The organism is Paraburkholderia sp. WC7.3g, from assembly GCF_050436345.1.
Taxonomy (GTDB): domain Bacteria; phylum Pseudomonadota; class Gammaproteobacteria; order Burkholderiales; family Burkholderiaceae; genus Paraburkholderia; species Paraburkholderia podalyriae.
Genome location: NZ_JBNDMA010000002.1, coordinates 1,961,626 through 1,984,234, shown reverse-complemented (window position 1 = coordinate 1,984,234; position 22,609 = coordinate 1,961,626). Strand labels below are relative to the sequence as shown.

Genomic DNA, 22,609 nt, shown 5'->3' with positions numbered 1-22,609 from the left:
CCGCTGCTGGCTTGCGATCCTCATTGCCGGTGATCGGTGCGACCGCCTTGCCGCGCTGCCCGATACCGAAGCAGGCCTAGCTCGCCGCGCTCAACCGTCTTGCGTCCGCGATGCCGACCACGGCCCGCAAGTCGTCCGGATGTACCATCAATTCGCGGACCTCGCGCAGCGTCGCGTACTGGTCGAACACCGGCTGCCATCTGGGCGATTCGAGCAACTGACGCCACACCGGCTCCAGCACCGTGCAATCGGCGTCGCGCCCGTCCGCCAATGCGTCCGCGAAATCGAGGGTGGCGTGGGCCGACAGCAGCTGCATCCGGCTCGCCGGACTCAGCACGCGCGGCGCCGCTTCGACGGGCGCGTCGCAGCAATAGAGCACGGTCCTGCGAAGACCGGCCCTGTCGCTCGTCAGCGCGGCGAGCGACGCGCCGCCCAGCCGCACCGTCCCCTGCTGCGTCCGGAACGAGTAGACGGTATGCGGGTCCGCGTGCGCCAGCAGCGTCAATCCACGCACGAGCCGCGGCAGATCGGTGGTGGCCGCGTCGACCGATGCCTTGGCTTCGACGAGCAGGCACAGGTCCCACGCCGCCGCGTCGGCCGGGGGCTGCGCCTGGCGCAGCAGCACCACATCCCATTCGGTTTTCGCGCGCTCGTGGCTCGCGGGTATCGTGGCCGGCACGCGCATCGAGTTCACGACACGATACGTAGCGACCACTCCAGGCGCGTCGTTGAGGCGCCGCGCGAGTGCGTCGAGCGCATCGGTGGCCGACGCTTCGACCGCGGCGCCGCGCTGCTTCGAACTCAAGCCTCGCGCAACGGCAGTCGAGCTTCCCGGTCGTGGCCCCTGGCGATCCCATAGCGACTGGTAGTGACGCACGCGCTCGTCGGACGTGAGCCCGTCAAGGCGCCGCAAGCGCTGCAACGCGGCACTCTCGAGCAATTGCGCGAGGCCGCGTTGCAGCGCCGCATCGTGCGCGATTTGCGGCGTATCGATGCAAGCTTGCACGGCCTCGCTCAGCTCGGGCCACGCTTCGGCGAACGCGAGCGCGTGCAGCCGCGCCAACGCGTCGCGTTGCGGGCCGGGCAGCCGGCGCTGCTGTTTGGCCGGATGAGCGATCGCATTGACGGCCGCGTAGATCAGCCGGCGATCGACGCTCGCGTGCGCGGCCAGCGACGCATACTCGCGCACCACCGCGCTGCGATGCCGTAGCAGCATCGCCTGAAACACCGGGTCGCCGCCTTCCTCACGCATCGCCTCGCGAATCATGCGCGCGAGCGCCTCGATGAAGAACTGCTGATTCGCCGCATCCGGCGCTTCACCGCGAGCGCTCGTCTCGCGAGCCTGCTCGATGGCGAGCGCGAGCACCGTGGCGGGACTCGCTTGCTGCGCCGGCGCGCAGACCGCCGCCAGCGCCGGCAGGCGATAACGACGCGCGACAGTGTCGAGCATCTCGGCGAGCAATGAAGGCGATGGCGTCACGGACATGGCGATATGTCGATAAGTTGGCGAAGTAACTGTACATGAACGTTCGGTGCGGCGCGCGAACCGGGCAGTTCCGATAAAACATTACAAAAAACGCACATTAATCGAGCCGACAATTACATTTTCCCGACATTAAACATGGATTGCGAATTCAGCACGAATATTGCCGTCGGGATTAACACGGAGAAAACCGGCTTCAACCATGCAGATGCTTAACGCTCGGCGTACACTCGCCGGGAAGCGCTTGCCATAAGGCGCGAGGGCAATGGTGCCGCCCGCGCTCAAACGCGGGTTTGTCGAGACTCAGGAGAACAATCAATGAGCTGGACTCGGGAACAGAGAAACGTCACGATCGCCGCCTATCTTGGCTGGACCCTCGACGCATTCGATTTCTTTCTGATGGTGTTCGTATTGAAAGATATCGCGCAGGAGTTCAATACGGACATTCCGTCGGTCGCGGTCGCGATCATGCTGACCTTGATGATGCGTCCACTCGGCGCATTGATTTTCGGCTGGCTCGCCGATAAATACGGCCGCCGACCGACGCTGATGGTCAACATCGCGTGCTTCTCGCTGCTCGAACTGCTGTCCGGTCTGTCGCCGAACCTGATGACGCTGCTCGTGCTGCGCGCGCTGTTCGGTATCGCGATGGGCGGCGAATGGGGGGTCGGCGGCGCGCTGACCATGGAAACCGTGCCGCCGAAGTCGCGCGGCATCGTCTCGGGTCTGCTGCAGGCTGGTTATCCGAGCGGCTACCTGCTTGCGTCGGTCGTGTTCGGCGTGTTCTATCAATACATCGGCTGGCGCGGCATGTTCTTCGTCGGCGTGCTGCCCGCGCTACTGGTGCTGTACATTCGCGCGCACGTGCCGGAGTCGCCCGCGTTCCAGACGCTCGAAAAGAAGGTGCGTCCCGGCCTCGTCGCGACGCTCAGGAAGAACGTCGGCCTGTCGATCTACGCGATCATCCTGATGACCGCGTTCAACTTCTTCTCGCACGGCTCGCAGGATCTGTATCCGACCTTCCTGCGCGTACAGCATAAGTTCGACGCGCACACGGTGTCGTGGATCACGATCACACTGAACATCGGCGCGATCTGCGGGGGTCTGTTCTTCGGCTGGGCGTCGGAGAAAATCGGCCGCAAGCGCGCGATTTTCATCTCCGCGCTGATCGCGCTGCCGGTGCTGCCGCTGTGGGCATTCTCCACCACGCCGATCCTGCTCGCGCTCGGCGCGTTCCTGATGCAGATCTCGGTGCAAGGCGCCTGGGGCGTGATTCCGGTGCACCTGAACGAAATCTCGCCCGATGAAATCCGCGCGACGTTCCCTGGTCTCGTCTATCAGTTGGGCAATCTGATCGCGTCGGTCAACGGTCCGCTGCAAGCGAAAATCGCCGAAGTGCACAACAACGACTACGCGCTCGTGATGGCGGTCGTGATCGGCATCGTCGTGATCGTGATCTGCGGGCTGATTCCGTTCAGCCGCGAGCGTCGCGGCATCGACATGACGCAGTCCGCGCGTGAAATCGTCGGCGCGGGTTCGACGGGCGGCGCGGCCGGAGGACAACGCGTTTAGGAGCTTCAAGGGTTCGAACCGCCGCGACGCGAATAGGCGTCAACGCGGCAAAGCCGGGTGAACCCGGTCGAGCGCGCGGCCGGATTACATCGCAACGCAATACGAGGCCGTTCCGGTTTATTCGGAACGGCCTTTTTTATTTTCCGCGCGGCACGACCCCGTCAGGTCTTCTAGAGGAGTTAGTCGAGCCCGGTTCTTGATCGCACCGGCTATCCTTTCTTATCCTGAAAAAAACGGTTGTTTCAAAAATTAATTTGAATCGCTTGTTGGCGAGCCGGCAGCGCCGGCAACTGGGAGACGCAACATGGCAGTTCGCGCAGCAGGCCGGCATGCCGCCGATCCGAAGTCGCGCATTCTCGACACCGCGGAGACGCTGTTCATCGAATGCGGTTATCAGGCGATGTCGCTGCGCCAGATCACTTCGCGCGCCGAGGTCAATCTCGCGGCGGTCAACTATCACTTCGGCAGCAAGGAAGCGCTGATTCATTCGATGCTGTCGCGCCGGCTCGATCGACTCAACCTGGAGCGCCTGAAGCTGCTCGACCGCTTCGACGCGATGCTCAGCGCGCGCCTCACCTGCGAGCACGTGCTCGGCGCGATGTTCATTCCTGCGCTGCGTCTGTCGCGCGATCCGCGCGTCGGCGGCAACGCGTTTCTGCGCCTCCTCGGGCGCGCCTACACCGATCCGTCGTCGTTCATTCGCGAGTTTCTGAACGCGCATTACGAGTCGGTGGCCGTGCGCTTCTTTGACGCGTTCCAGCGCGCGCTGCCGCATCTGCCGCGCGAGGAGCTCGGCTGGCGGCTCCATTTCGCGATCGGCGCGCTGTCGGGCGTGCTCGCCGGCACCGATAGCGACAGCCTGATTTCCGAGTTCTCGCAAGGCAAGTCGACGAACGATCTGCAACTGATTGCGCGCCTCGCGTCGCCGATGATCGCCGCGCTGAAGGCGCCGCTGCCCGACGACACGCAACTGGCCGCGTTCGCCGCGGTGCTTGGCGATGCGACCGACGGCAGCGTGCAAGAGGCGATCGCTTGTGCGCAGGAAGACACGAGCGGCGAGACGGCCCCGTTCACTGCCTCGCGCGAGGCGTTGGACGCGACGCATCGCAGCCCCTCCGACGGCCAGAGCAATCGCGGCAATCTCGAAGCGGCGTCGGCAAGCGGTCAGCAAGCGTTGCACGGCGCCGCCTGACGGCGTCTGTCGAACCGGCAAGACATTGCCAACGCCGCACGCGGGAACGCGGCTCGCAGGTGGCCTGGCGATTGCATCACCGCAGAGGAGACCAACGGAAGATCGACAGCCCGCGATCGGTCCGCATCCGTGGACGCATTCGCACAGCAACGACCGAGGAGGAAACGTCATGCCGTGGTTCATCCTGGCGCTCGTCATCGCCGCCTTCGCGCTCGTCTACGGTCGGGCCCGCGCGTCGTGGTGGCTCGCGGCGCTGATCGTGTGGGTCGCGGCCGCGCACGTCAGCGGCGCGGCTGGCCCGCTGCTGACGACACTGCTCGCGATCGTGTTGGTGCTCCCCGCCCTCGTGCTGACGATCAAGCCGCTGCGCCGCGCATGGCTCGCGAAACCGGTGCTCGACACGTTCGGCAAGGTCTTGCCGGAAATGTCGCCGACCGAGCGCGACGCGATCGAGGCCGGCACGGTCTGGTGGGACGCCGAGCTGTTCTCGGGCCGCCCGCATTGGGACACGCTGCTCGGCTATGGCCCGGCCATGCTCAGCGCCGAAGAGCAGGCGTTCCTCGACGTCGAATGCGAGCAGCTGTGCGAGCTCGCGAACGACTGGGAAACCACGATGGTCTGGCAGGACCTGTCGCCACCAACGTGGCAGTTCATCAAGCAGCACGGCTTTCTCGGCATGATCATTCCGAAGCAGTACGGCGGCAAACAGTTCTCCGCGTACGCGCATTCGCAGGTCATCATGAAGCTCGCGACGCGCTGCTCGGCCGCGGCCGTCTCGGTGATGGTGCCAAACTCGCTCGGACCGGCCGAGCTGCTGATGCACTACGGCACCGACGCGCAGAAGAACCACTATCTGCCGCGTCTCGCGCGCGGCGAGGAAATCCCCTGCTTCGCGCTGACGAGCCCGTATGCCGGGTCCGATGCCGCCGCGATTCCCGATCTCGGCATCGTCTGCAAGGGCATCCACGACGACCGGGAGACGCTCGGCTTTCGCGTCACGTGGGACAAGCGCTACATCACGCTCGGACCGATCGCCACGGTGCTCGGCCTGGCGTTCCGCGCGCTCGATCCCGACCATCTGCTCGGCGCGAACGACGAACCCGGCATCACGTGCGCACTGATTCCGACAGACCACCCCGGCGTCAACATCGGCCGCCGTCACTGGCCGTTGAACGCGGTGTTCCAGAACGGCCCGAACTCGGGCGAGGACGTGTTCATTCCGCTCGACTGGGTGATCGGCGGACGCGCCCAGGTCGGCAACGGCTGGCGCATGCTAATGGAGTGTCTGGCGGCGGGCCGCGCGATTTCGTTGCCGTCGTCGAACGTCGGCATGGCGAAGCTCGCGGTGCGCGGCACCGGCGCGTATGCCGCGCTTCGCCGCCAGTTCCGCACCGCCGTCGGCAACTTCGAGGGCGTGCAGGAAGCGCTCGGCCGCATGGGCGGCAATCTGTACGTGATGGACGCCGCGCGCCGCCTGTCCGCGCAGGCGGTCGATCTCGGCGAAAAGCCGTCCGTCATTTCGGCGATCGCCAAATATCACATCACCGAGCGCGCGCGGACGGTCATCAACGACGGCATGGACGTCGCGGCCGGCAAGGGCATCTGCATGGGGCCGTCGAATTTTCTGGCGCGCGCGTATCAGCAGATGCCGATCTCGATCACTGTCGAAGGCGCGAACATTCTGACGCGCTGTCTGATCATCTTCGGCCAGGGCGCGATTCGATGCCATCCGTACCTGCTGAAGGAAATGACGGCGACGCGCGAGCCCGATCGCGTGAAAGGCTTGCGCGAATTCGACGCGGCGTTCTTCGGTCATGTGAACTTCACGATGTCGAACGTGGTGCGCTGCGTCGTGTACGGGCTGAGCGGCGGCGCGCTGATCGCGAAGCCGCGCAGCGCGTATGCGCCGCTTCATACGTACTATCGCGCGGCGACGCGTCTGTCGACCGTGTTCGCGCTGCTCGCCGACGTGTCGATGTTCGTGCTCGGCGGCGAGCTAAAGCGCCGGGAGCGGATCTCGGGGCGCCTCGGCGATGTGCTGTCGCAGCTCTACCTGATCTCGGCGACGCTGAAGCGTTTCGAGGACGAAGGCCGTCAGCAGGCCGACCTGCCGCTCGTGCGCTGGGGCGTCGAGGACGCGCTGTACAAGGCGCAACACGCGCTCGACGGCGCGCTCGCGAACTACCCGAACCGTGTTGCCGCGACGCTCGTGCGCGTGCTCGCGTTCCCGTTCGGCCTACCGCATCGCGAGCCGTCGGATCGGCTCGGCAGCGAGATCGCCGAGCTGATGCAAACGCCCGGCGCCGCGCGCGAGCGGCTCGTGGCCGAGTCGTACGTGCCGCATCCCGATGTCGATGCGCTCGGCTTTGGCGAGCTCGTGTTCGCGCTGAATCCGCCATTCACGCGGATCGAGCAGAAGCTGCGCGACGCGGTCAAGCAGGGGTTGCTCGAACCGATGCCGCAAAGCCTGCCGCAGCTCGCCACATGGACGGATGCGGCGCAACGCCAGGGGCTCATCGACGCGGACGAGCGGCGCGTGCTCGACGACTACGCGCGCTATGGCGCGCAGGTCGTCAAGGTCGACGATTTCGCCGCCGACTTCGACTTGCTCGCGCATCTGCAACAGCGCAAGCAGGCGCTCGACAAGGCGCTGGAGTTCGCGGCGTGACGAGCGCGCTCGCGCCGAAAAAACTGTCGACGCGGCGCCGCAAACCGTACCCGAGTCACACGACTCAAGGCACACTGACACACGTCCGGCGCCCCTGAAAAAACCCGCAGGCCGGCCGCGGCGCGTCCAGCGGAGCAACCGATAACATGAACGACTCCTACCTGAAGTTCGTCAACTCGCCGTTCGGCGGCCGTCTCGCGGGCTCGCTCGGGCTGCCGAAGCCCGAGGTGCTGCGGCGCTATCGCGCGGACCGGCCCGAGTTCGACGGCCTGATCGCGATCGGCGCGGGCCGCGAGCCGCGCCTGTTGGACGCGTTCGCGAGTCTGATCGCGAGCGTCGGCATGACGAGCGTCGCACATGAAAGCGCCGGGCTCTGGATACCGCTCGCCACTCGCCACGGTCTGATGACCGGCCGCTTCGAGCCGGCCGAAGCCGGTTCGCCGGGCAAGCTCGCGGCGCTGCTGTTCGACGCGAGCGGTATCGACGACAGCAGCCTGCTCGAACCGCTGCACGGCTTTTTCCACGACACGCTGCGCTCGCTCGGCAAGTGTGGGCGCATCGTCGTGCTGGGCCGGCCGCCCGAGGCCTGCGCGAGCCCGCGTCAGTGGACCGCTCAGCGCGCGCTCGAAGGGCTCGTGCGCTCGCTCGGCAAGGAAGCGCGGCGCGGCATCACTGCGAATCTCGTGTATGTCGAGGAAGGCGCTGAAAGCGGCATCGAGGCGACGCTGCGCTTCTTTCTGTCGCCGCGCTCGGCGTACGTGTCGGGCCAGGTGGTGCGGATCGCGGCGCATCGCGCGCTCCCGCACGACGCGCCCGCGTTCGACTGGCGCCAGCCGCTCGCCGGCCGGCGCGCGCTCGTCACGGGCGCCGCGCGCGGCATCGGCGCCGCGATCGCGAGCGTGCTCGCGGCCGAGGGCGCGCATGTGATCGGTCTCGACGTTCCGTCGGCGCGCGACGCGCTCGATGCGACGATCCGTCAGCTGAACGGCAGCGTGCTCGCGTTCGACATCGCCGCGCCCGAAGCGTCCGCGCAGATCGCCGCCGCGCTCGACGAGCTCGGCGTCGACATCGTCGTGCACAACGCCGGCATTACCCGGGACAAGACCATCGCGAAGATGACCGATGCCGCGTGGCAAAGCGTGATCGACATCAACCTGAGCGCGCAGGAGCGCATCGACGACGCGCTGCTCGCGGGCGGCATCCTGCGCGACGGCGGGCGTGTCGTCGCGGTGTCGTCGATCAGCGGCATTGCGGGCAATCCCGGCCAGACCAACTACGCGACGTCGAAGGCGGGGGTGATCGGCCGCGTACAGAGCATGGCGCCGCAACTGCGCGCGCGCGGCATTACGATCAACGCGGTCGCGCCCGGCTTCATCGAAACGCAGATGACCGCGAAAATGCCGCTCGCGATCCGCGAGGCCGGCCGCCGCATGAACTCGATGAGCCAGGGCGGCCAGCCCGTCGACGTCGCGCAGACCATCGGATGGCTCGCGCATCCGGGCTCGGCGGGTGTGACGGGCCAGGTCGTGCGCGTGTGCGGTCAAAGCCTGGTTGGCGCCTGAACGGGAGCATGGGCATGGAAGAACCGCGTGATCCGTTCGGCAGCCGTCAGCTTGTGCCCGCGCCGGGCGGCGACGGCGCGCGGCCGAAAACCGTCGTCATCGACACCCTGCCCGCGCCGGCGAAGCTGTATGGACGCGCGCTGGCGGGCATCGTCAAGCGCGGACGCGACACGCGGCTGCCGCCATTGCGGCTCGTGCGCCCCGCCGTCGCGCTCGAGCCCGGCCCCGTGTGGCGCTATGCGCGCGTGTGCGGCTTCATTCCCGAGCACGGCGTACCGCTCACCTACCCGCACCTGCTCGCGTTTCCGCTGCATCTGCTGATGCTGACCGACCCTGCGTTTCCGTGGCCCGCGCTCGGACTCGTGCATCTGGCCAATCACGTGCGGCTGCGCCGGCCGCTCGCATTCAAGGACCTGCTGCGCATCGAGGTCGAATTCGGCGCGCTGCTGCGTCACGACAAGGGCCAGGCGTTCGTCGTGCATACGCGCATCTATCGACGCGGCGAGCCGGTGTGGGACGGCGACAGCGTCTATCTGAAGCGCGCGGTGCCGGCGCTCGGCCATCCGCTCGAAGCGTTGACGCTCGGCTCCGATGCGCTGCAACGGATCGCGCGCTGGCAGCTCGCGCCGCAACTGGGCCGCGACTACGCGAGCGCGTCCGGCGACTACAACCCGATCCACATCAGCGCGCTGTCAGCGAAAGCGTTCGGCTTTCCGCGCGCGATCGCGCATGGCATGTGGACGCTCGCGCGTGCCGCGTCGTCGCTGCAGCCGCCGAAGCCGCTCGCCGAGGCGACACTCAGCGCCGAGTTCAAGGTGCCGATGCTGCTGCCGGGCGAAGCGTCGCTGTGGAGCGCATCGCCGTCGCTGATCGAGCGGGATATCGAGGTGCGCGATATCGCCGGAGAAAAGCCGCATTTACGCGGACGCATGCAGTGGCGGCTGCTGTGAGCCGCGAGCGCGCCGTTCACATCGTTCGCATCGTCCGCATCGCCCGATAATCCGGGAACGAGCCAAAGGAGCCGAGCATGCCCCACCCGCAACCCGCCGTGCGCCGCGTCGCCATCGTGGGGGGCAACCGGATTCCGTTTGCCCGCTCGAATACCGCGTACGCGAGCGCATCGAATCAGGACATGCTGAGCTTCACGCTGCAAGGGTTGATCGATCGCTACGGCCTGCACGGCGTGCGTCTAGGCGAAGTCGCGGCGGGCGCGGTCGTCAAGCATTCGCGCGACTTCAACCTGACGCGCGAGTCCGTGCTGTCCGCCACGCTCGCGAAGGAAACCCCCGCCTATGACGTGCAGCAGGCCTGCGGCACCGGCCTCGAGGCCGCGATCCTCGTCGCCAACAAGATCGCGCTCGGGCAGATCGACGCGGGCATCGCGGGTGGCGTCGATACCACGTCCGACGCGCCGATCGGCGTCAACGAGCGGATGCGCAAGATCCTGCTCGAAGCGAATCGCGGCAAGAGTACGGGGCAGCGTATCTCCGCGCTCAGCAGGCTGCGGCCCGGCATGTTCTTCAAGCCCCTCCTGCCGCGCAACGGCGAGCCGCGCACGGGGCTGTCGATGGGCGAGCATTGCGAGTTGATGGCCAAGCGCTGGAACATCTCCCGGGAGGCGCAGGACGTACTCGCATACGACAGCCATCGCAAGCTCGCCGATGCGTACGCGCGCGGCTTCGTCAACGATCTGATGACGCCGTACAAGGGCCTCGCGCGCGACAACAACCTGCGCGCCGACCTGTCGCTCGAACAGCTCGGCATTCTCAAGCCGGTGTTCGACCGCGACGCCGGCACGCTGACCGCCGGCAATTCGACGCCGCTGACCGACGGCGCGTCCGCGGTGCTGCTCGCGAGCGAGGCGTGGGCGGCCGAGCGCGGCTTGCCGGTGCTCGCGTATCTGAGCTGGTCGGAAACGGCGGCGGTCGACTTTTTCGACCAGCAGGAAGGCCTGTTGATGGCGCCCGTCTACGCGGTACCACGCATGCTCGCGCGCGCGGGCCTCGCGCTGCAGGACTTCGATTTCTATGAAATCCACGAAGCGTTCGCGGCGCAGGTGTTGTGCACGCTCGCGGCATGGCAGGATGACGAATATTGCCGCACGCAGCTTGGCCTCGCCGGCGCGCTCGGCGCGATCGATCGCGCGAAGCTCAACGTGAACGGCGGTTCGCTCGCAACCGGCCATCCGTTTGCGGCGACGGGCGGACGCATCGTCGCCGCGCTCGCGAAGATGCTCGCACAGCTCGACAAACCGGCCGGCAGCGCACGCGGGCTGATCTCCATCTGCGCGGCGGGCGGCCAGGGGGTCGTCGCGATTCTGGAACGCTAGCGCGGCAGCGCATACCAACATTTTCAGGAGGCAACCGATGACCGAGCCCACCCAAGCCCCGCTGCACCTGCCGGACGCAGGCGGTACGCCTGTTCAAAACCCGGTGCCCAATCCGGCGCCGAACACCGACGGCATCTGGTACGCGTCCTATCCTGACCACGTGCCGCGCGACATCGACGTCACGCAATACGAGTCGCTCAGCCAGTTCTTCGACGAATGCATCGAGCAGTTCCGCGAGCGCGTCGCCTACGTCAGCGTCGGCGCGAACATGACGTACGGCGAGTTGGGCCGCAAGGCGAGCGCGTTCGCGGCGTATCTGCAAAGCATCGGCGTGCAGCCGGGCGAGCGCGTCGCGATCATGCTGCCGAACACGTTCCAGTATCCGGTCGCGCTGTTCGGCGCGATCAAGGCGGGCGCGGTGGTCGTCAACGTGAATCCGCTGTACACGGTGCGCGAACTCGCGCATCAGCTGAAGGACAGCGGCGCGCAGACGATCGTCGTGTTCGAGAGCTTCGCGAAGACGCTCGAAGATGCATTGCCCGGCACCAAGGTGCGCAACGTGATCGTGAGCGGCCTCGGCGATCTGCTCGCCGACGGCCTCAATGTGAAGGGACACCTGCTCAATTTCGTGCTGCGTCACGTCAAGAAAATGGTGCCCGCCTACAAGCTGCCGCAGGCGGTGCCGCTGTTGAAAGCGCTTTCGGCCGGTTATTCGCGGCCGCCCACGCCGGTGCGCGCGACCCACGACGACATCGCATTCCTGCAGTACACCGGTGGCACGACCGGCGTCGCAAAAGGCGCGATGCTCACGCACCGCAACATCATCGCCAATCTGTTGCAGGCGAAGGCGTGGGCCGCGGGGCAGTTGTCCGGCGACGGGGAAACGGTGCTCACACCTCTGCCGCTTTATCACATCTACTCGCTGACCGTGAACGCGCTGATCTTCATGGGGCTCGGTGGGCGCAACATCCTGATCGCGAATCCGCGCGACATCAAGCGCGTGATGATGATCATCCGCCACGAAAAGTTCACTGGCATGACCGCGGTCAACACGCTCTATAACGCGTTCCTCGACAACGAGGAATTCCGCCGGCGCGACTTCTCGGGCCTGAAGCTCGCGATGGCAGGCGGCATGGCGACCCAGAAAGCCGTCGCCGAGCGCTTCAAGGCGGTGACGGGCAAGCCGATCGTCGAGGGCTACGGGCTGACCGAGTGCTCGCCGATCGTATCGATGAATCCGGTCGAGCTGGGCAAGCAGCGCGACTTCGAAGGCTCGATCGGCCTGCCCGCGCCGTCCACGCAGGTGCGCTTCAGGAAGGACGATGGCAGCTGGGCCAACGTCGGCGAGGCGGGCGAGCTATGCGTGAAGGGTCCGCAGGTCATGAAGGGCTACTGGAACCGCCCCGACGAAACCGCGAAGGTGATCGACGACGACGGCTGGCTCGCGACCGGCGACATCGGCGTGATGGATTCGCGCGGCTTTATCCGGCTGATCGATCGCAAGAAGGACCTGATCATCGTGTCGGGCTTCAACGTGTATCCGAACGAAATCGAGGACGTGATCGCCGCGCATCCGGACGTGCGCGAAGTTGCCGCGATCGGCGTGCCCGACCCCGCGCAGGGCGAGCGCGTAAAGGTGTTTATCGTGCGGCGCACGCCGACGCTCACCGCCGAGCAGGTGATCGCGTACTGCCGCAAGAATCTGACCGGCTACAAGGTGCCGAAGCTCGTCGAGTTCCGCGACGAGCTGCCGCAAACCAACGTCGGCAAAATTCTGCGCCGCGCGTTGCGCGACGAGGAACTGGCGAAGCAGAAGTCTGCCTGACGGGAATAAGGATTGCGTTGGTACGTTATTGCCTTATCGGCCGTGGCATTTTTCTGGAGGTATTCATGAAGCACCGCGGGTTGGGAAGTTCGTTGCTGAGTGCGCTCGTTGCCGGCGCCGCCCTGCTTTCGGTGCAGACAGCCTTCGCGCAGAACGACGACCGCCCGCCCCCGCTCAACACCGCGAGCGCCGTCAAGCCGCCGGCCACGCCGGCCGCTCAGGTCGGCAAGCTGACGCTCGACAACCAGGTCAAATGGCTGCGCGCCGCGCAGCAAAGCGGCACGCTCGAAAAACTCAGCGACGCGCAACTGGTCGCGCTGTTCCAGTCGCTCGATCCGCTGGCGCTGCCGCGCTATTTCAAGGAAGGGCCGAACGGCTACCCGTCGTACGAGTTCACGATGTCGCGCTCCGAACGCATTCGCGGCGTGTGGCCCGAGCAGCCCGATCACATGCTGGTGCGCGTTGCGCACGACCCGCTGCGGATCTACGCGAAGTGGCTGCCCGACGGCGCGCATGCGGGCCAGGAAATTATCTACGACGAATCGAAACGCAGCGACCAAACGTACGGCCACCTCGGCGGCATCATGAACGTGATGCCGTTGTGGACGTCGCTGACCGGCGCGCTCGCACGCTCGCAATCGAATCACAGCGTGCGCGATCTCGGCACCGAGTACGTCGTCCAACAATATCTGAGCGAAGGCAGGAAATACACCGAGGCAGGCTTGCCGCGTTCGACGCAGATCGAAGTGAAGACGATCGACGGCGTGCGCGTCGTCGCGTTCACATTCGAAACACCGGTCGGCCAGCCGGAGTTCTACGCAAAGAAGGAAACGCTCGGGCTCGATTTGCGGCATCCGTTCTTTCGCAGCATCGAGTCTTACGACAACGACGGCAGGCTCTTCGAGCAGATCGTGTTCGAGAACATCACGCCGAAGACGTTCGACGATTCGACCTTCGATCCGAAGAACAAGGACTATCAGTTCTAGCCGCGCGCGCTGCGTGGCGTCAGCGCGAAGGCCACGTACGCGGGTTGCGCGTGCAGCCCGTCGCGCGCTTCGTGACTATGCTCGACGAAGCGTCCCATGCGAAGCGCGAGGCGTTGCAGGATGAAGTAATCGGACGCGCGCGTGAAGCCGATCAGCGCGGGAATCGCGTGCGGGGTCCGGCCGTCGTCGAGCAGCGGCGCGAGCGTAGTGAACCAGAGCGCGCCGGCGTCATCGCCGGTTTCGAAGGTTGGCAACCGAAGATGCGCGGCATAGCGCGCGAACGACGCGCCGCATTCGAGTGTCGAGTCGACGATCGCGAACGCGCGCGCGTCGTTAGCGCATGAGGCGGCTTGCGCGAGCCACGGCCATGCGCCGCCCGCGGCCGTCGCGAGCCATGCGCCGGTGAGCATGAAAGTGCGTCGATCCATTGGCGTGCAAGTCCCGTTCTGTTTGCGGTTCAGTTTGCCGGGCGAGTGGGCACTCGCCGCTCATGTGTATCCGCGCCGGTCGCGCCACGCCGCCGGCCAGATGCCCTGCTTGCCCGGCGCGAGAATGCCGTTCGGGTCGAGCGCATCCTTCAGCGTTTCCGCGAAACGCAGCAACGCGCCGTCGTTGAAGCTGTATTGCGCGGCCGCAAAATCCATATACGCGAGATGCGCGCGATATTCGCCGTAGCCGGCCGCGCGCGCATCGCTCATCAGCGAGCGCAGCAGCGCGCCGGCCTGCTCCACCTGGTTCGCGTCGTCGCGATCGAAAATCGCCGCGAAAATGTGGTGCAGATGCCGCGCGCCCGCCGTGAAGCCGCCGTAGTAATCGAAGCCGTATTCCGCGGCGCGCGCCTTGACCATCGTGTACTGGCGCATTGCGTCGCGCCCGGTCGCCGGACAGATCGGCGCGAAATCGACGTGCGCGCCCGCGCCGCCGCGCCAGTCGAGCATGCGAAACGCGGTCATTGCGGGAATGCCGGCCATGTTGCGGTCGCCACCACCGGTCGGCTGCGCGTCGCCCGCATAACGCGCCGCCGTGAGCCGCGCCTGTGGCACCCGCGCGAACGCGCGCTCGATCAGCGCATGGCGCGCGTCGATCAACTCGGGCGTGCCGTACAGCGCGAAATGCAGATTCCAGCGTCCAACGCCGAGCTTGTCGAGCATCGCCTGCACCGCGCTCTGCGGCATCGCGCCCGCGCCGTCGTACCATTGTCGGCGTGGCGACAGGCTCGCAGCGCGCCGCAAACCGCCCTCGATCACCGCGTGATTGCGGATTGTGCCGTCGAGCCGCAGCGGCCGCAGAAGCTCGACAATCGCCTCCAGGTCCGCCTCGCGACGAAACTGGATTTCGCCGAGCAGGTACGCGGGCGGCGCGGGCATCAACCACACGCCGAGCTTCGTGACGATGCCGTAGTTCGACTGCATGAACATCGCATCGAACGACGGCCCGTAGCCGGGCTGATACAGCTGCCAGGCGGTGCCGATCTCGATGCCGCCCATGCCGGTGCGCAGCACGTCGCCGTTGGCGAGCACCACCTCCATCCCGCATTGTGCGGCCGCGTGATCGCCGTAGTCGGTATAGCCGAAGCCGCGCTCGAGCGTGTTGCCGACCACGCTGCCCCAGCCGGCGGCCGGCGGATCGACCCACAGCTTGTAGCCCTTGTCGCGCAGATGCGCGTACAGCTCGAAATAGCTGACGCCGGGCTCGACGAGCGCATAGGCGAGCGTTTCGTCGACGTCGAGGATGCGGTTCATGCGCTGCAGGTCGAGCACGACCGAGCCGGTCAGACGCGGCGCGGCGCCGCCGTACGCGAAGTTGCGCCCGGTCGACACGGTCCACAGCGGAATCCGGTATTGATTGGCGATGCGCAGCGCCGCGCGAATTTCATCGACCGACGCGGGCAGCAGCGCGGCGCTGGCGGCAAACGCGCGTCGCTCGCCGGGCGCAAACGGATCGACATAGACGGCGAGGTCGGCGTCGGAACTCAGCACGTGCGCGTCACCGACGACCGCGCGCCAGCCGGCGAGCGCGCGGTCGAACTGCGCGGCGGACAGGTTGGGGGGCAGCGTCTGGGGCAAGGCGTCTCCTTGTCGGGCACCCGGCGGCCGCGGTCGCGCGGGCAGCAATTCGCCGCTGACGGCCTTTACGACATGCTACCGCCCGCTACTGCTGCCAGCTCTCAGGCTTGCCACCGAGCGCATTGCACACGTCGATCGCGATCTCGCGCAGCTTGCCTTCCGCGATCGCGCCGGACAGCGCGTAGCCCATACCGTCGTTGATCCAGTAGAAAGTGCGGCGGTTGCCGTCGCGAAACAGGCGGAACACGGTTTCGTCGCGCCCGGTGCCGGTCACATACAGCGTCAGGCGCGCGCCGGCCTGGTTCTCGTACATGAACTGCGCGGCCGGACCCGCCTCGCCGGGCAATAGCCGGCCGCCCACCAGCGAATAACCATACTCCTGCAGCGACGGCACCGACAGCGGACGGTTCAGTCGCTTCGACAGCCACGTGATCAGATGCGCCTCTTCGCTCGCGGCGACTTCGACCGGATGACGCCGCTCGGGCGTGTACACCGCGTACGCGACGTCCGCGCGCTGCGCAAAACCGGCCGGCTGGCCGCCGAAGCCGCCCCACGCGCCGCCGATCAGCCGCGGCGCGAACGGACCGAGCGCCAGCGCGAGCCCGGCGCCGGCCGCGAGCCAGCAGGCGGCGAGACCCGCGCGCTGCCACCACGGCCGCATACGACGCGCGACGATAAAAGCCGGCTCCTGCTCCTGCGCGGGCTGGCGGCCGGCATCAGGACGCTCGCCGGGTTCGGCAGCCGGTTGCTGGCCGTCGGCCTGCTGCCCTGCTTGCGCTTGCCGCGCATCGCTGCCCGCCGCGCCGCACAGCGCGCGCAGTGCCGCCTTCTGTGCGCGCCACGCGGCGACGCGCGCGGCGGCCTGAGGATGCTCGCGAAGCTGCGTTTCGATCGCGGCGCGCCGATCATCCGGCAATTCGCCATCGACATAGGCCGACAGCGCGCGCAGATCGAGCTCGGCGGGCAAGCCTGAATCGAAGTCGTCGTTGTCCATTATCGGTTTCTCACCACTTTCAGCGGGGCGACTTTGTGTGCCGCTCGCGGCGCACCGGGCTGCGCTCCGTGCATCGGCCCCGGCGGCTGCTCGCACAGCAACGCGCGCATATGCTCGCGCGCCCGCGACAGCCGCGACATCACCGTACCGATCGGCACCCCCAGCGCGCTCGACGCCTCCTGGTACGACAGCTCTTCGACGCACACCAGCAGCAGCACCTCACGCTGCTCGAGCGGCAGGCAGTACAGCGCGCGCTGCACGTCGCGCAGCACCAGACCGTCGACCTCGCCATGCGGCGCTTCCAGATTGCGCCACGGCGCGCTTTCGTCGTCGACGGCGATCTCGCGACGCCCGCGCAACTGGTCGATGTACAGATGCCGCAGGATCGTCAGCAACCACGCGCGCAGATTGCTGTTCGGCCGGAACGCCGACCAGCGCGCAAGCGCACGCTCCGCCGTATCCTGCACGAGATCGTCGGCCCAGGCGTGGTCGCCGGTCAGTGCGCGCGCATAGCGGCGCAGCTGCGGCAACCACGCGATCACTTCCGCTTCGAATGTCACCCGGCGTGCCAGGCCCGGTCGCGGCGTTAGTAGCCGCCGCCGCTGCTGTTGCTGTTGCCGCTCGAGCTCGACGCGGCGTTGTCGGTATCGCCGGCGTGTGCGAGGGAGCCGCACGCGAGCGCGAGCAGTACGAAGAGCGCTGACAGAATACGGGATGCTTTCATGGTGGAGCCTCCTGGCAGATGCCCGGCGCACGATCGACCGACCGGCGCGGCGGGCGGCAGGCCGCCGAATGCGGTGCTGCCATACTGGACTTAACGCCGCGATCGCATGGTTTATTCCACCGCCGTCGTGGCGCTGTTTTGCCGCGCTGTTTCTCCGGGCTTCTGCGCGGCGCTTCGACGCCGCCGCCGTGGTCGCGCAACATGCCCCTATGTTCTTCCTTTTCCGCCAACCATGCCGGCAATGCCTGGAGAGGCCGGAATAAGCCGCCATTGACCAGCAGATTCGTAACTCAACGTTACAGTGCCGCGTTATCGGATGCTTATGTCCTCACAAGCCGTTATAGTGGACAAAGTTCGCCCCGTCGACGCGTTCTGCCCCGCATAGACCAGAAGGGGTAAAATCGCTGCGAACCACCGTCTATCTAACCTGAATTCTCCATGGCTTCCGCAGAATCGCATCCGCAAAACGACTTCATGAACGCTGCGCGCAAGGAACGAAAGCGCGTCGAGATCTATCTGGTCAACGGCATCCGCCTGACCGGATGCATCGAGTCGTTCGATCAGTACCTGGTGATGCTGCGCACGCCGGTTGGCCTGCAAGGCATCTACAAGCGCGCGATTTCCACGATCCAGCTCGACACCGGCACGCGGCCGGCGCCGCGCACGGGCCGAACGTCGCATGGCGAACATGGCGCGCGCGGTCCGCATGGTTCGCGCGAACATCGCGAGCCGCGTGAATCGTATGGCGGGTCGTCGTCGGAACGTGCGCCGAGCGATCGCGGCAGCGGCAACACCGAAGGCCCGGTGGTCGTCACGCGGCGCCGTCGTCTGTTCGGCACCGGCGGCGAAGGCGGCAATCATGGCGGCAACCACGGCGGCGGCAGCCCCGGCGGCAATCACGAATAAATACGAAACCGCGGTAACGGCCGCGCCTCGCTACTCCGTGGACGGACCGAGGCGCAGCAGAATTTTCTCCAGTTGCATCAGCTGCCGCCCGGTCAGCTCGAATCTCTCCCCTTGACCGCCAGCACGCGGCGCCGCCAGTAGCCGGTGTCGAACACGTGCAGTGCCGGTTGGCGTGTCGCCCAATCCAGGTGTTCCAGTTCGGCTTCCACGACATGCGCTGCGAGCACACGTCGCGTACCCGCCGGCTTTGCCCCGTTCATGTGGTTGGCTGTGTGATGGATCGATGGAGCGGTCATTCGCGGCGCAGGCGTGGCCGCGACACTCGGAGAACGAATCGATGCCGGCCGGTTTCAAACGACGCGCCTGCGCGATTCGGCCGGCGCTCACCAATGGCCGCGATGCGCTATGCTGAATGATTGATTCTACCGATGGAGCGCGCCATGACCAGCAAAAGCCAGCATGCTTCCCAGCCTGCGCGCACGCGCCGGACGCCGCCGACGTCCGCCGACATCAGGCTCGACGAAGCGCTGATGGAAAGCTTCCCCGCCAGCGATCCGATCGCCGTCGACGTGACGGAGCCGTCTCGCGAGCGGATGCGCAAAACGAAGGCGGACAAGCACAGACGGCATTGAGGTCGAGCCGTCTCGCGTCGTGACCAGCGAAGAAACGCTGATGACTGGAGATGCCGAAGAGCCCGGCCGCTGAAATGCGATGCGCCGGCTAACGGCGCGCGCAACGCACCGGCCAACCCTACTCGCGCACGAGCCGGACGGTGCATCGATTTGCGCGCCGTCCCGCCCTTCCACGAAGGCTCACACCGCCGTGCTCAATGCACCGGCAAGCCGCTGTCGAGCTGACGCTGCAAGTCGCGCACCTGACGCTGCGCAACGCGCAACTGATCCTGCGCGGCCGCCTTCTGCTGCGCCAATTCGGTCGCCTCGGCGCGCTTCTGCTCCTGCTGGCTCGCGACGATGCTCTGCTGCTGACGCGCGACGTCGAGGTCGGCCTGCAGCCGGCTCGCGCGTTCCTGCGACAGCGCGACCATGCGCTGCGTGAACGCCTTCTGCGCTTCGAGTCGAGTACGACGGATCTCGACATCCGACAGCTGCATCGTCTGCCGCGCGAAATCCTTGTAGATGAGCTCGGCGCGCGCGGCGTCCTGCGTCTTGATCACGCGCCAGAAGTTCTTCTGTTGGAACAGCGCGACGTAGTAGGTCATCTCCTTGCCGTAGAACAGCAGGCTCGCGCCGTAGGTGCCGTTATACGTGGTGCGCAATTCGCTGAGATCCGCGCCGTGGATCATCTGCTGCAATTCCGCCACGTTGCCGGTGGCGGATTGCCGGTTTTCATCCGGCGTCAGTGCAGTGGTCTCCGCCTGGCCGGCCTGCTGCGTGTCGGGCAACGCGGTCGCCGTGCCCGGCTGGGACCACGACTGCGCTGCTTGCGCCACTGTTCTGCTGAGCCTGTGCATTCGCGCCCTGAAGGGCCCCCAATACGATGCATGCGGCCAGAGCAATCTCTCGTAGCTTTGACTTTCGGTCCATGTAGTACCTGCTGTTAACAGATTTTGTTTTAGTTGAAACAGGGCATTATTACTCAGTTTCGCGGGTTTCGGGCTCTTCATCGAAAATTTGGTACTTGCGCATTTTCTCCGATAGAACCTTGCGGCTAATCCCAGACAAAGCGCTGTATCCTGCCGGCGCCGAACCGTTCGCGTCGCGCAGTCCGCGCATCAACGCGACGTTCTCCTATCAGCTGAATTGACACGCTTCAGAAATGCTGCGCGCTGATTAGAAGCTCCACTATCAAACGGAGCGTGCACTTTCGCGTATTCTGCGCTGACGATGCAAATGGCACGCCACTGACATCGTCCTGCATCGCGAAGTCCGGTCGCACATCCGACCGCGATGCCCATAACGCCGCGCGACCACGATCGCGCGGTCTCACGTCAAGGAGGAAGACAATGACGCAATTCACTCAACGTGCCCGCACGCTCGCGCTGCGCACCGTTCGTCACGCCGCACTAGCAGGCGCCCTGCTCGCCGGTGCCGTGACCGCGATGGCGCAGACCGGTACACCGATCGGCACGTGGCAAACCATCGACGATCACACGGGCCAGCCGAAGGCGCTCGTGCAGATCACACAGGACGGCAATGGCGAACTGAACGGCAAGGTTATCAGGGGTATCGGCGCGAATGAGCAGCCAGATCGCCGCTGCACCGAATGCACCGACGCGCGCAAGGATCAACCGATTCTCGGCATGACCATCATCAACAGCATGAAGAAGGATGGCGACGCCTGGGATCACGGCCAGATCCTCGATCCTGAAAACGGCAAGCTCTACAAGTGCAAGATGCATCTCGAAGACGGCGGCAACAAACTCGTGGTGCGTGGCTATATTGGTGTCGCGCTGCTCGGCCGCTCGCAGACGTGGATTCGACAGCAGTGAGGTTCGACGTTCAGCGCGTGCGTGGCGCCTCGCACCTCGTCTGAATGAGCGCGTCGCGCTGCGAAGATGGCGCGCCTGGCACCAGGAGTGGAACGTAAAAAAACGGCCGGCGATCACGAATCGCGCGGCCGTTTTCATTGTGGCAAGCTGTTTGCGATGGTCATGCGGCCTGCTTGAACGATGCAGCGCAAGCGGACGGCGGCGCCGGCACCGGCGTGGCCGGTGCCGGGTTGTATACGGCCGGAGGAACACGGAACGCCGCGCGCGCGCGCCGCCGGGCCGCGGCGCGTTTCTTCGGTGCGCTGATGTGCGTGCGCATGCGTGCTTCCATCAATCTGCAGAGATCTTCGCTCGCGGCGCCGAGCAGTTGCTCCGTGACGGGCTTGAGCGCTCCCGATTCGTACCACGACTTGAAGCGGCGATGACAGGTCTGATACGACGGGTAGCGGCGCGGGATTGCGGACCAGGTGGCCCCGCTATACATGACCCACAGCACGCCGTTGAGCACCGAGCGGGTATCGGCAAGCGGACGGCCACGCATTTCGATACGCGGCCGGAGTTCGGGCAGCAGTGGCGCAACGCGCTGCCATTCTTCATCGGTGATTTCGCGATACGGGTTCATGCTTCCTCCTTTGTCAGAACAACGACAAAAGATAGCTAGTCATCCGTGTGCAAACTATCAGACCACTCCGAATCCTGAAAATGTGTGGTGCGCCGAGGCTCAGGTCAGAGACGTATCGACGATCCGGCGCGGCGTGTCGAGATACTCCTTCGACTGCATCTCGACGATGCGCGACACCGTACGCGTGAATTCGTTGGCCATCGGACCGTCGACGTACAACTGCTCCGGCGGCACCGCAGCCGACATCAGCAGCTTGACCTTGTGGTCGTAGAACACGTCGATCAGCCAGGTGAAGCGACGCGCTTCCGACGCCATGCGCACCGACATTTGCGGCACGTCCGACAGGATCACCGCGTGGAAGCGGCTCGCGAGTTCGAGGTAGTCGTTCTGCGAGCGCGGGCCGCCGCACAGCGTCGCGAAGTCGAACCAGACGACGCCGTCCGCGCGGCGCAGCGCCTTCAGCTCGCGCTTCTCGATATGCAGCAGCGGGCTTTCGTCGGGCACCGCGGCGAGGCGAGCGAAGGCGTCGCGCAGCGCCTTGCCGGCGGCGGCGTCCAGCGGCGTGTGATAGACCTCCACCTGCGCGAGCGTGCGCTGCCGGTAGTCGATCCCCGCGTCGACGTTGATCACATCGAGCTTCTGCTTGATCAGCTCGATCGCGGGCAGCATGCGGTCGCGATGCAGTCCGTCCGGGTACAGCGTGTCGGGATCGTAGTTGGACGTCATCACGAACTGCACGCCGTTCTCGAACAGCTTGTCGAGCAGTCGATACAGAATCATCGCGTCGGCAATATCCGACACGTGGAATTCGTCGAAGCAGATCAGCCGATAGCGCTTCGCAATGCGGCGCGCGAGTTCGTCGAGCGGATCGGCCCGGCCTTTGAGTTCTTCGAGTTCTCGATGCACTTCGCGCATGAACTCGTGAAAATGCAGACGCGTTTTGCGATGCAACGGCACGATCATGTAGAAGCTGTCCATCAGGAAGCTCTTGCCGCGGCCCACGCCGCCCCACATGTACACGCCGCGCGGCAGATCCGGGTGAATGATCAGCTTCCTGAACGCGTTCGAGCGGCGCGACTTGTATGCGGCCCACTCTTCATAGCACCGCTGCAGGCGGTCGACCGCCGCGCGCTGCGCCGGATCGGATTGGTAACCGCGCGTCTGCAGTTCTTTTTCGTAGTATTCGGTGACGTTCATCGTGTTGCTGCAAAAAGAAAGGCGGGAGGGAGTG

The 22,609-nt window shown here is 65.9% G+C and carries 19 protein-coding genes and 3 pseudogenes; 11 read left to right on the top strand and 11 right to left on the bottom strand.

What is annotated here, in order from left to right:
* Nucleotides 1–76: 76 nt before the first annotated feature.
* Entirely contained in the window at nt 77–1,486 is a 1,410-nt protein-coding gene (locus OKW43_RS20575) for a 3-deoxy-D-arabino-heptulosonate 7-phosphate synthase (RefSeq protein ID WP_429449460.1), read from the bottom strand.
* Between the two features lie 315 nt (nt 1,487–1,801).
* On the opposite strand from OKW43_RS20575, the gene OKW43_RS20570 reads away from it, so the two are divergent.
* From OKW43_RS20570 to OKW43_RS20535, 8 genes are all read left to right on the top strand, one after another.
* Complete coding sequence (locus OKW43_RS20570) at nt 1,802–3,055, top strand: MFS transporter (protein WP_187632782.1); 1,254 nt, start codon at nt 1,802–1,804, stop codon at nt 3,053–3,055.
* Nucleotides 3,056–3,359: 304 nt separating this feature from the next.
* Nucleotides 3,360–4,247 carry a TetR/AcrR family transcriptional regulator gene (locus tag OKW43_RS20565; protein WP_429449458.1) on the top strand — a complete coding sequence of 296 codons (888 nt, stop codon included), beginning with the start codon at nt 3,360–3,362 and terminating at the stop codon, nt 4,245–4,247.
* A gap of 169 nt (nt 4,248–4,416) precedes the next feature.
* Nucleotides 4,417–6,915 carry an acyl-CoA dehydrogenase gene (locus tag OKW43_RS20560; RefSeq protein WP_429449455.1) on the top strand — a complete coding sequence of 833 codons (2,499 nt, stop codon included), beginning with the start codon at nt 4,417–4,419 and terminating at the stop codon, nt 6,913–6,915.
* A 146-nt stretch (nt 6,916–7,061) separates the two neighbouring features.
* Nucleotides 7,062–8,477 carry a 3-oxoacyl-ACP reductase gene (locus OKW43_RS20555; protein WP_429449453.1) on the top strand — a complete coding sequence of 472 codons (1,416 nt, stop codon included), beginning with the start codon at nt 7,062–7,064 and terminating at the stop codon, nt 8,475–8,477.
* Nucleotides 8,478–8,491: 14 nt separating this feature from the next.
* Nucleotides 8,492–9,427, top strand: a complete 936-nt coding sequence (locus tag OKW43_RS20550) for a MaoC/PaaZ C-terminal domain-containing protein (RefSeq protein WP_187632786.1) — start codon at nt 8,492–8,494, stop codon at nt 9,425–9,427.
* Between the two features lie 77 nt (nt 9,428–9,504).
* Nucleotides 9,505–10,806 carry an acetyl-CoA C-acetyltransferase gene (locus OKW43_RS20545; RefSeq protein WP_429449450.1) on the top strand — a complete coding sequence of 434 codons (1,302 nt, stop codon included), beginning with the start codon at nt 9,505–9,507 and terminating at the stop codon, nt 10,804–10,806.
* A 37-nt stretch (nt 10,807–10,843) separates the two neighbouring features.
* Nucleotides 10,844–12,631, top strand: a complete 1,788-nt coding sequence (locus OKW43_RS20540) for an AMP-binding protein (RefSeq protein WP_429449448.1) — start codon at nt 10,844–10,846, stop codon at nt 12,629–12,631.
* A 65-nt stretch (nt 12,632–12,696) separates the two neighbouring features.
* Nucleotides 12,697–13,617 (top strand): DUF1571 domain-containing protein, encoded by a 921-nt coding sequence (locus tag OKW43_RS20535; protein ID WP_429449446.1) that lies wholly within the window; start codon nt 12,697–12,699, stop codon nt 13,615–13,617.
* Here OKW43_RS20535 and OKW43_RS20530 read toward each other — a convergent pair.
* The 5 genes from OKW43_RS20530 to OKW43_RS20510 all read right to left on the bottom strand — a co-directional run bounded on the left by OKW43_RS20530 (nt 13,614) and on the right by OKW43_RS20510 (nt 17,401).
* Nucleotides 13,614–14,045 (bottom strand): hypothetical protein, encoded by a 432-nt coding sequence (locus OKW43_RS20530; protein ID WP_187632789.1) that lies wholly within the window; start codon nt 14,043–14,045, stop codon nt 13,614–13,616. The two genes, OKW43_RS20535 and OKW43_RS20530, sit on opposite strands and share 4 nt — an antisense overlap.
* Before the next feature lie 60 nt (nt 14,046–14,105).
* On the bottom strand, nt 14,106–15,683 hold the full coding sequence (locus OKW43_RS20525; RefSeq protein WP_429449444.1) for an FAD-binding oxidoreductase: 1,578 nt from the start codon (nt 15,681–15,683) through the stop codon (nt 14,106–14,108).
* Nucleotides 15,684–15,768: 85 nt separating this feature from the next.
* Nucleotides 15,769–16,677 (bottom strand): anti-sigma factor family protein, encoded by a 909-nt coding sequence (locus OKW43_RS20520; RefSeq protein ID WP_429449442.1) that lies wholly within the window; start codon nt 16,675–16,677, stop codon nt 15,769–15,771.
* Nucleotides 16,677–17,237 (bottom strand): RNA polymerase sigma factor, encoded by a 561-nt coding sequence (locus OKW43_RS20515; protein ID WP_187632792.1) that lies wholly within the window; start codon nt 17,235–17,237, stop codon nt 16,677–16,679. The genes OKW43_RS20520 and OKW43_RS20515 overlap by 1 nt, the downstream gene beginning before the upstream one ends.
* 26 nt (nt 17,238–17,263) lie before the next feature.
* A complete protein-coding gene (locus OKW43_RS20510; RefSeq protein WP_429449440.1) occupies nt 17,264–17,401 on the bottom strand; it encodes a hypothetical protein in 138 nt (45 codons plus the stop codon).
* A 438-nt stretch (nt 17,402–17,839) separates the two neighbouring features.
* Between OKW43_RS20510 and hfq the strand changes: the two genes are divergently transcribed.
* Nucleotides 17,840–18,307: an RNA chaperone Hfq gene (gene hfq / locus OKW43_RS20505; RefSeq protein ID WP_187632794.1), complete on the top strand. Its 468-nt coding sequence runs from the start codon at nt 17,840–17,842 to the stop codon at nt 18,305–18,307.
* Between the two features lie 30 nt (nt 18,308–18,337).
* On the opposite strand, the pseudogene OKW43_RS20500 reads toward hfq, so the two are convergent.
* A pseudogene (locus tag OKW43_RS20500) lies at nt 18,338–18,567 on the bottom strand (hypothetical protein).
* A 180-nt stretch (nt 18,568–18,747) separates the two neighbouring features.
* On the opposite strand from OKW43_RS20500, the gene OKW43_RS20495 reads away from it, so the two are divergent.
* Entirely contained in the window at nt 18,748–18,939 is a 192-nt protein-coding gene (locus OKW43_RS20495) for a hypothetical protein (protein WP_187632796.1), read from the top strand.
* Between the two features lie 194 nt (nt 18,940–19,133).
* Here the strand turns inward: OKW43_RS20495 and OKW43_RS20490 are convergent.
* Nucleotides 19,134–19,851 (bottom strand): annotated as a pseudogene (locus OKW43_RS20490) (DUF2968 domain-containing protein).
* A 48-nt stretch (nt 19,852–19,899) separates the two neighbouring features.
* Nucleotides 19,900–19,986: pseudogene (locus OKW43_RS20485) on the bottom strand (helix-turn-helix domain-containing protein); the annotation flags it as partial.
* Between the two features lie 284 nt (nt 19,987–20,270).
* Here OKW43_RS20485 and OKW43_RS20480 point away from each other — a divergent pair.
* A complete protein-coding gene (locus OKW43_RS20480; RefSeq protein ID WP_429449436.1) occupies nt 20,271–20,756 on the top strand; it encodes a DUF2147 domain-containing protein in 486 nt (161 codons plus the stop codon).
* A gap of 160 nt (nt 20,757–20,916) precedes the next feature.
* Here OKW43_RS20480 and OKW43_RS20475 read toward each other — a convergent pair whose 3' ends face one another.
* Together OKW43_RS20475 and zapE are read right to left on the bottom strand one after the other, a co-directional pair.
* Entirely contained in the window at nt 20,917–21,378 is a 462-nt protein-coding gene (locus OKW43_RS20475; protein ID WP_187632799.1) for a transposase, read from the bottom strand.
* Nucleotides 21,379–21,477: 99 nt separating this feature from the next.
* On the bottom strand, nt 21,478–22,575 hold the full coding sequence (gene zapE / locus OKW43_RS20470; RefSeq protein ID WP_187632800.1) for a cell division protein ZapE: 1,098 nt from the start codon (nt 22,573–22,575) through the stop codon (nt 21,478–21,480).
* Nucleotides 22,576–22,609 lie beyond the last annotated feature (34 nt).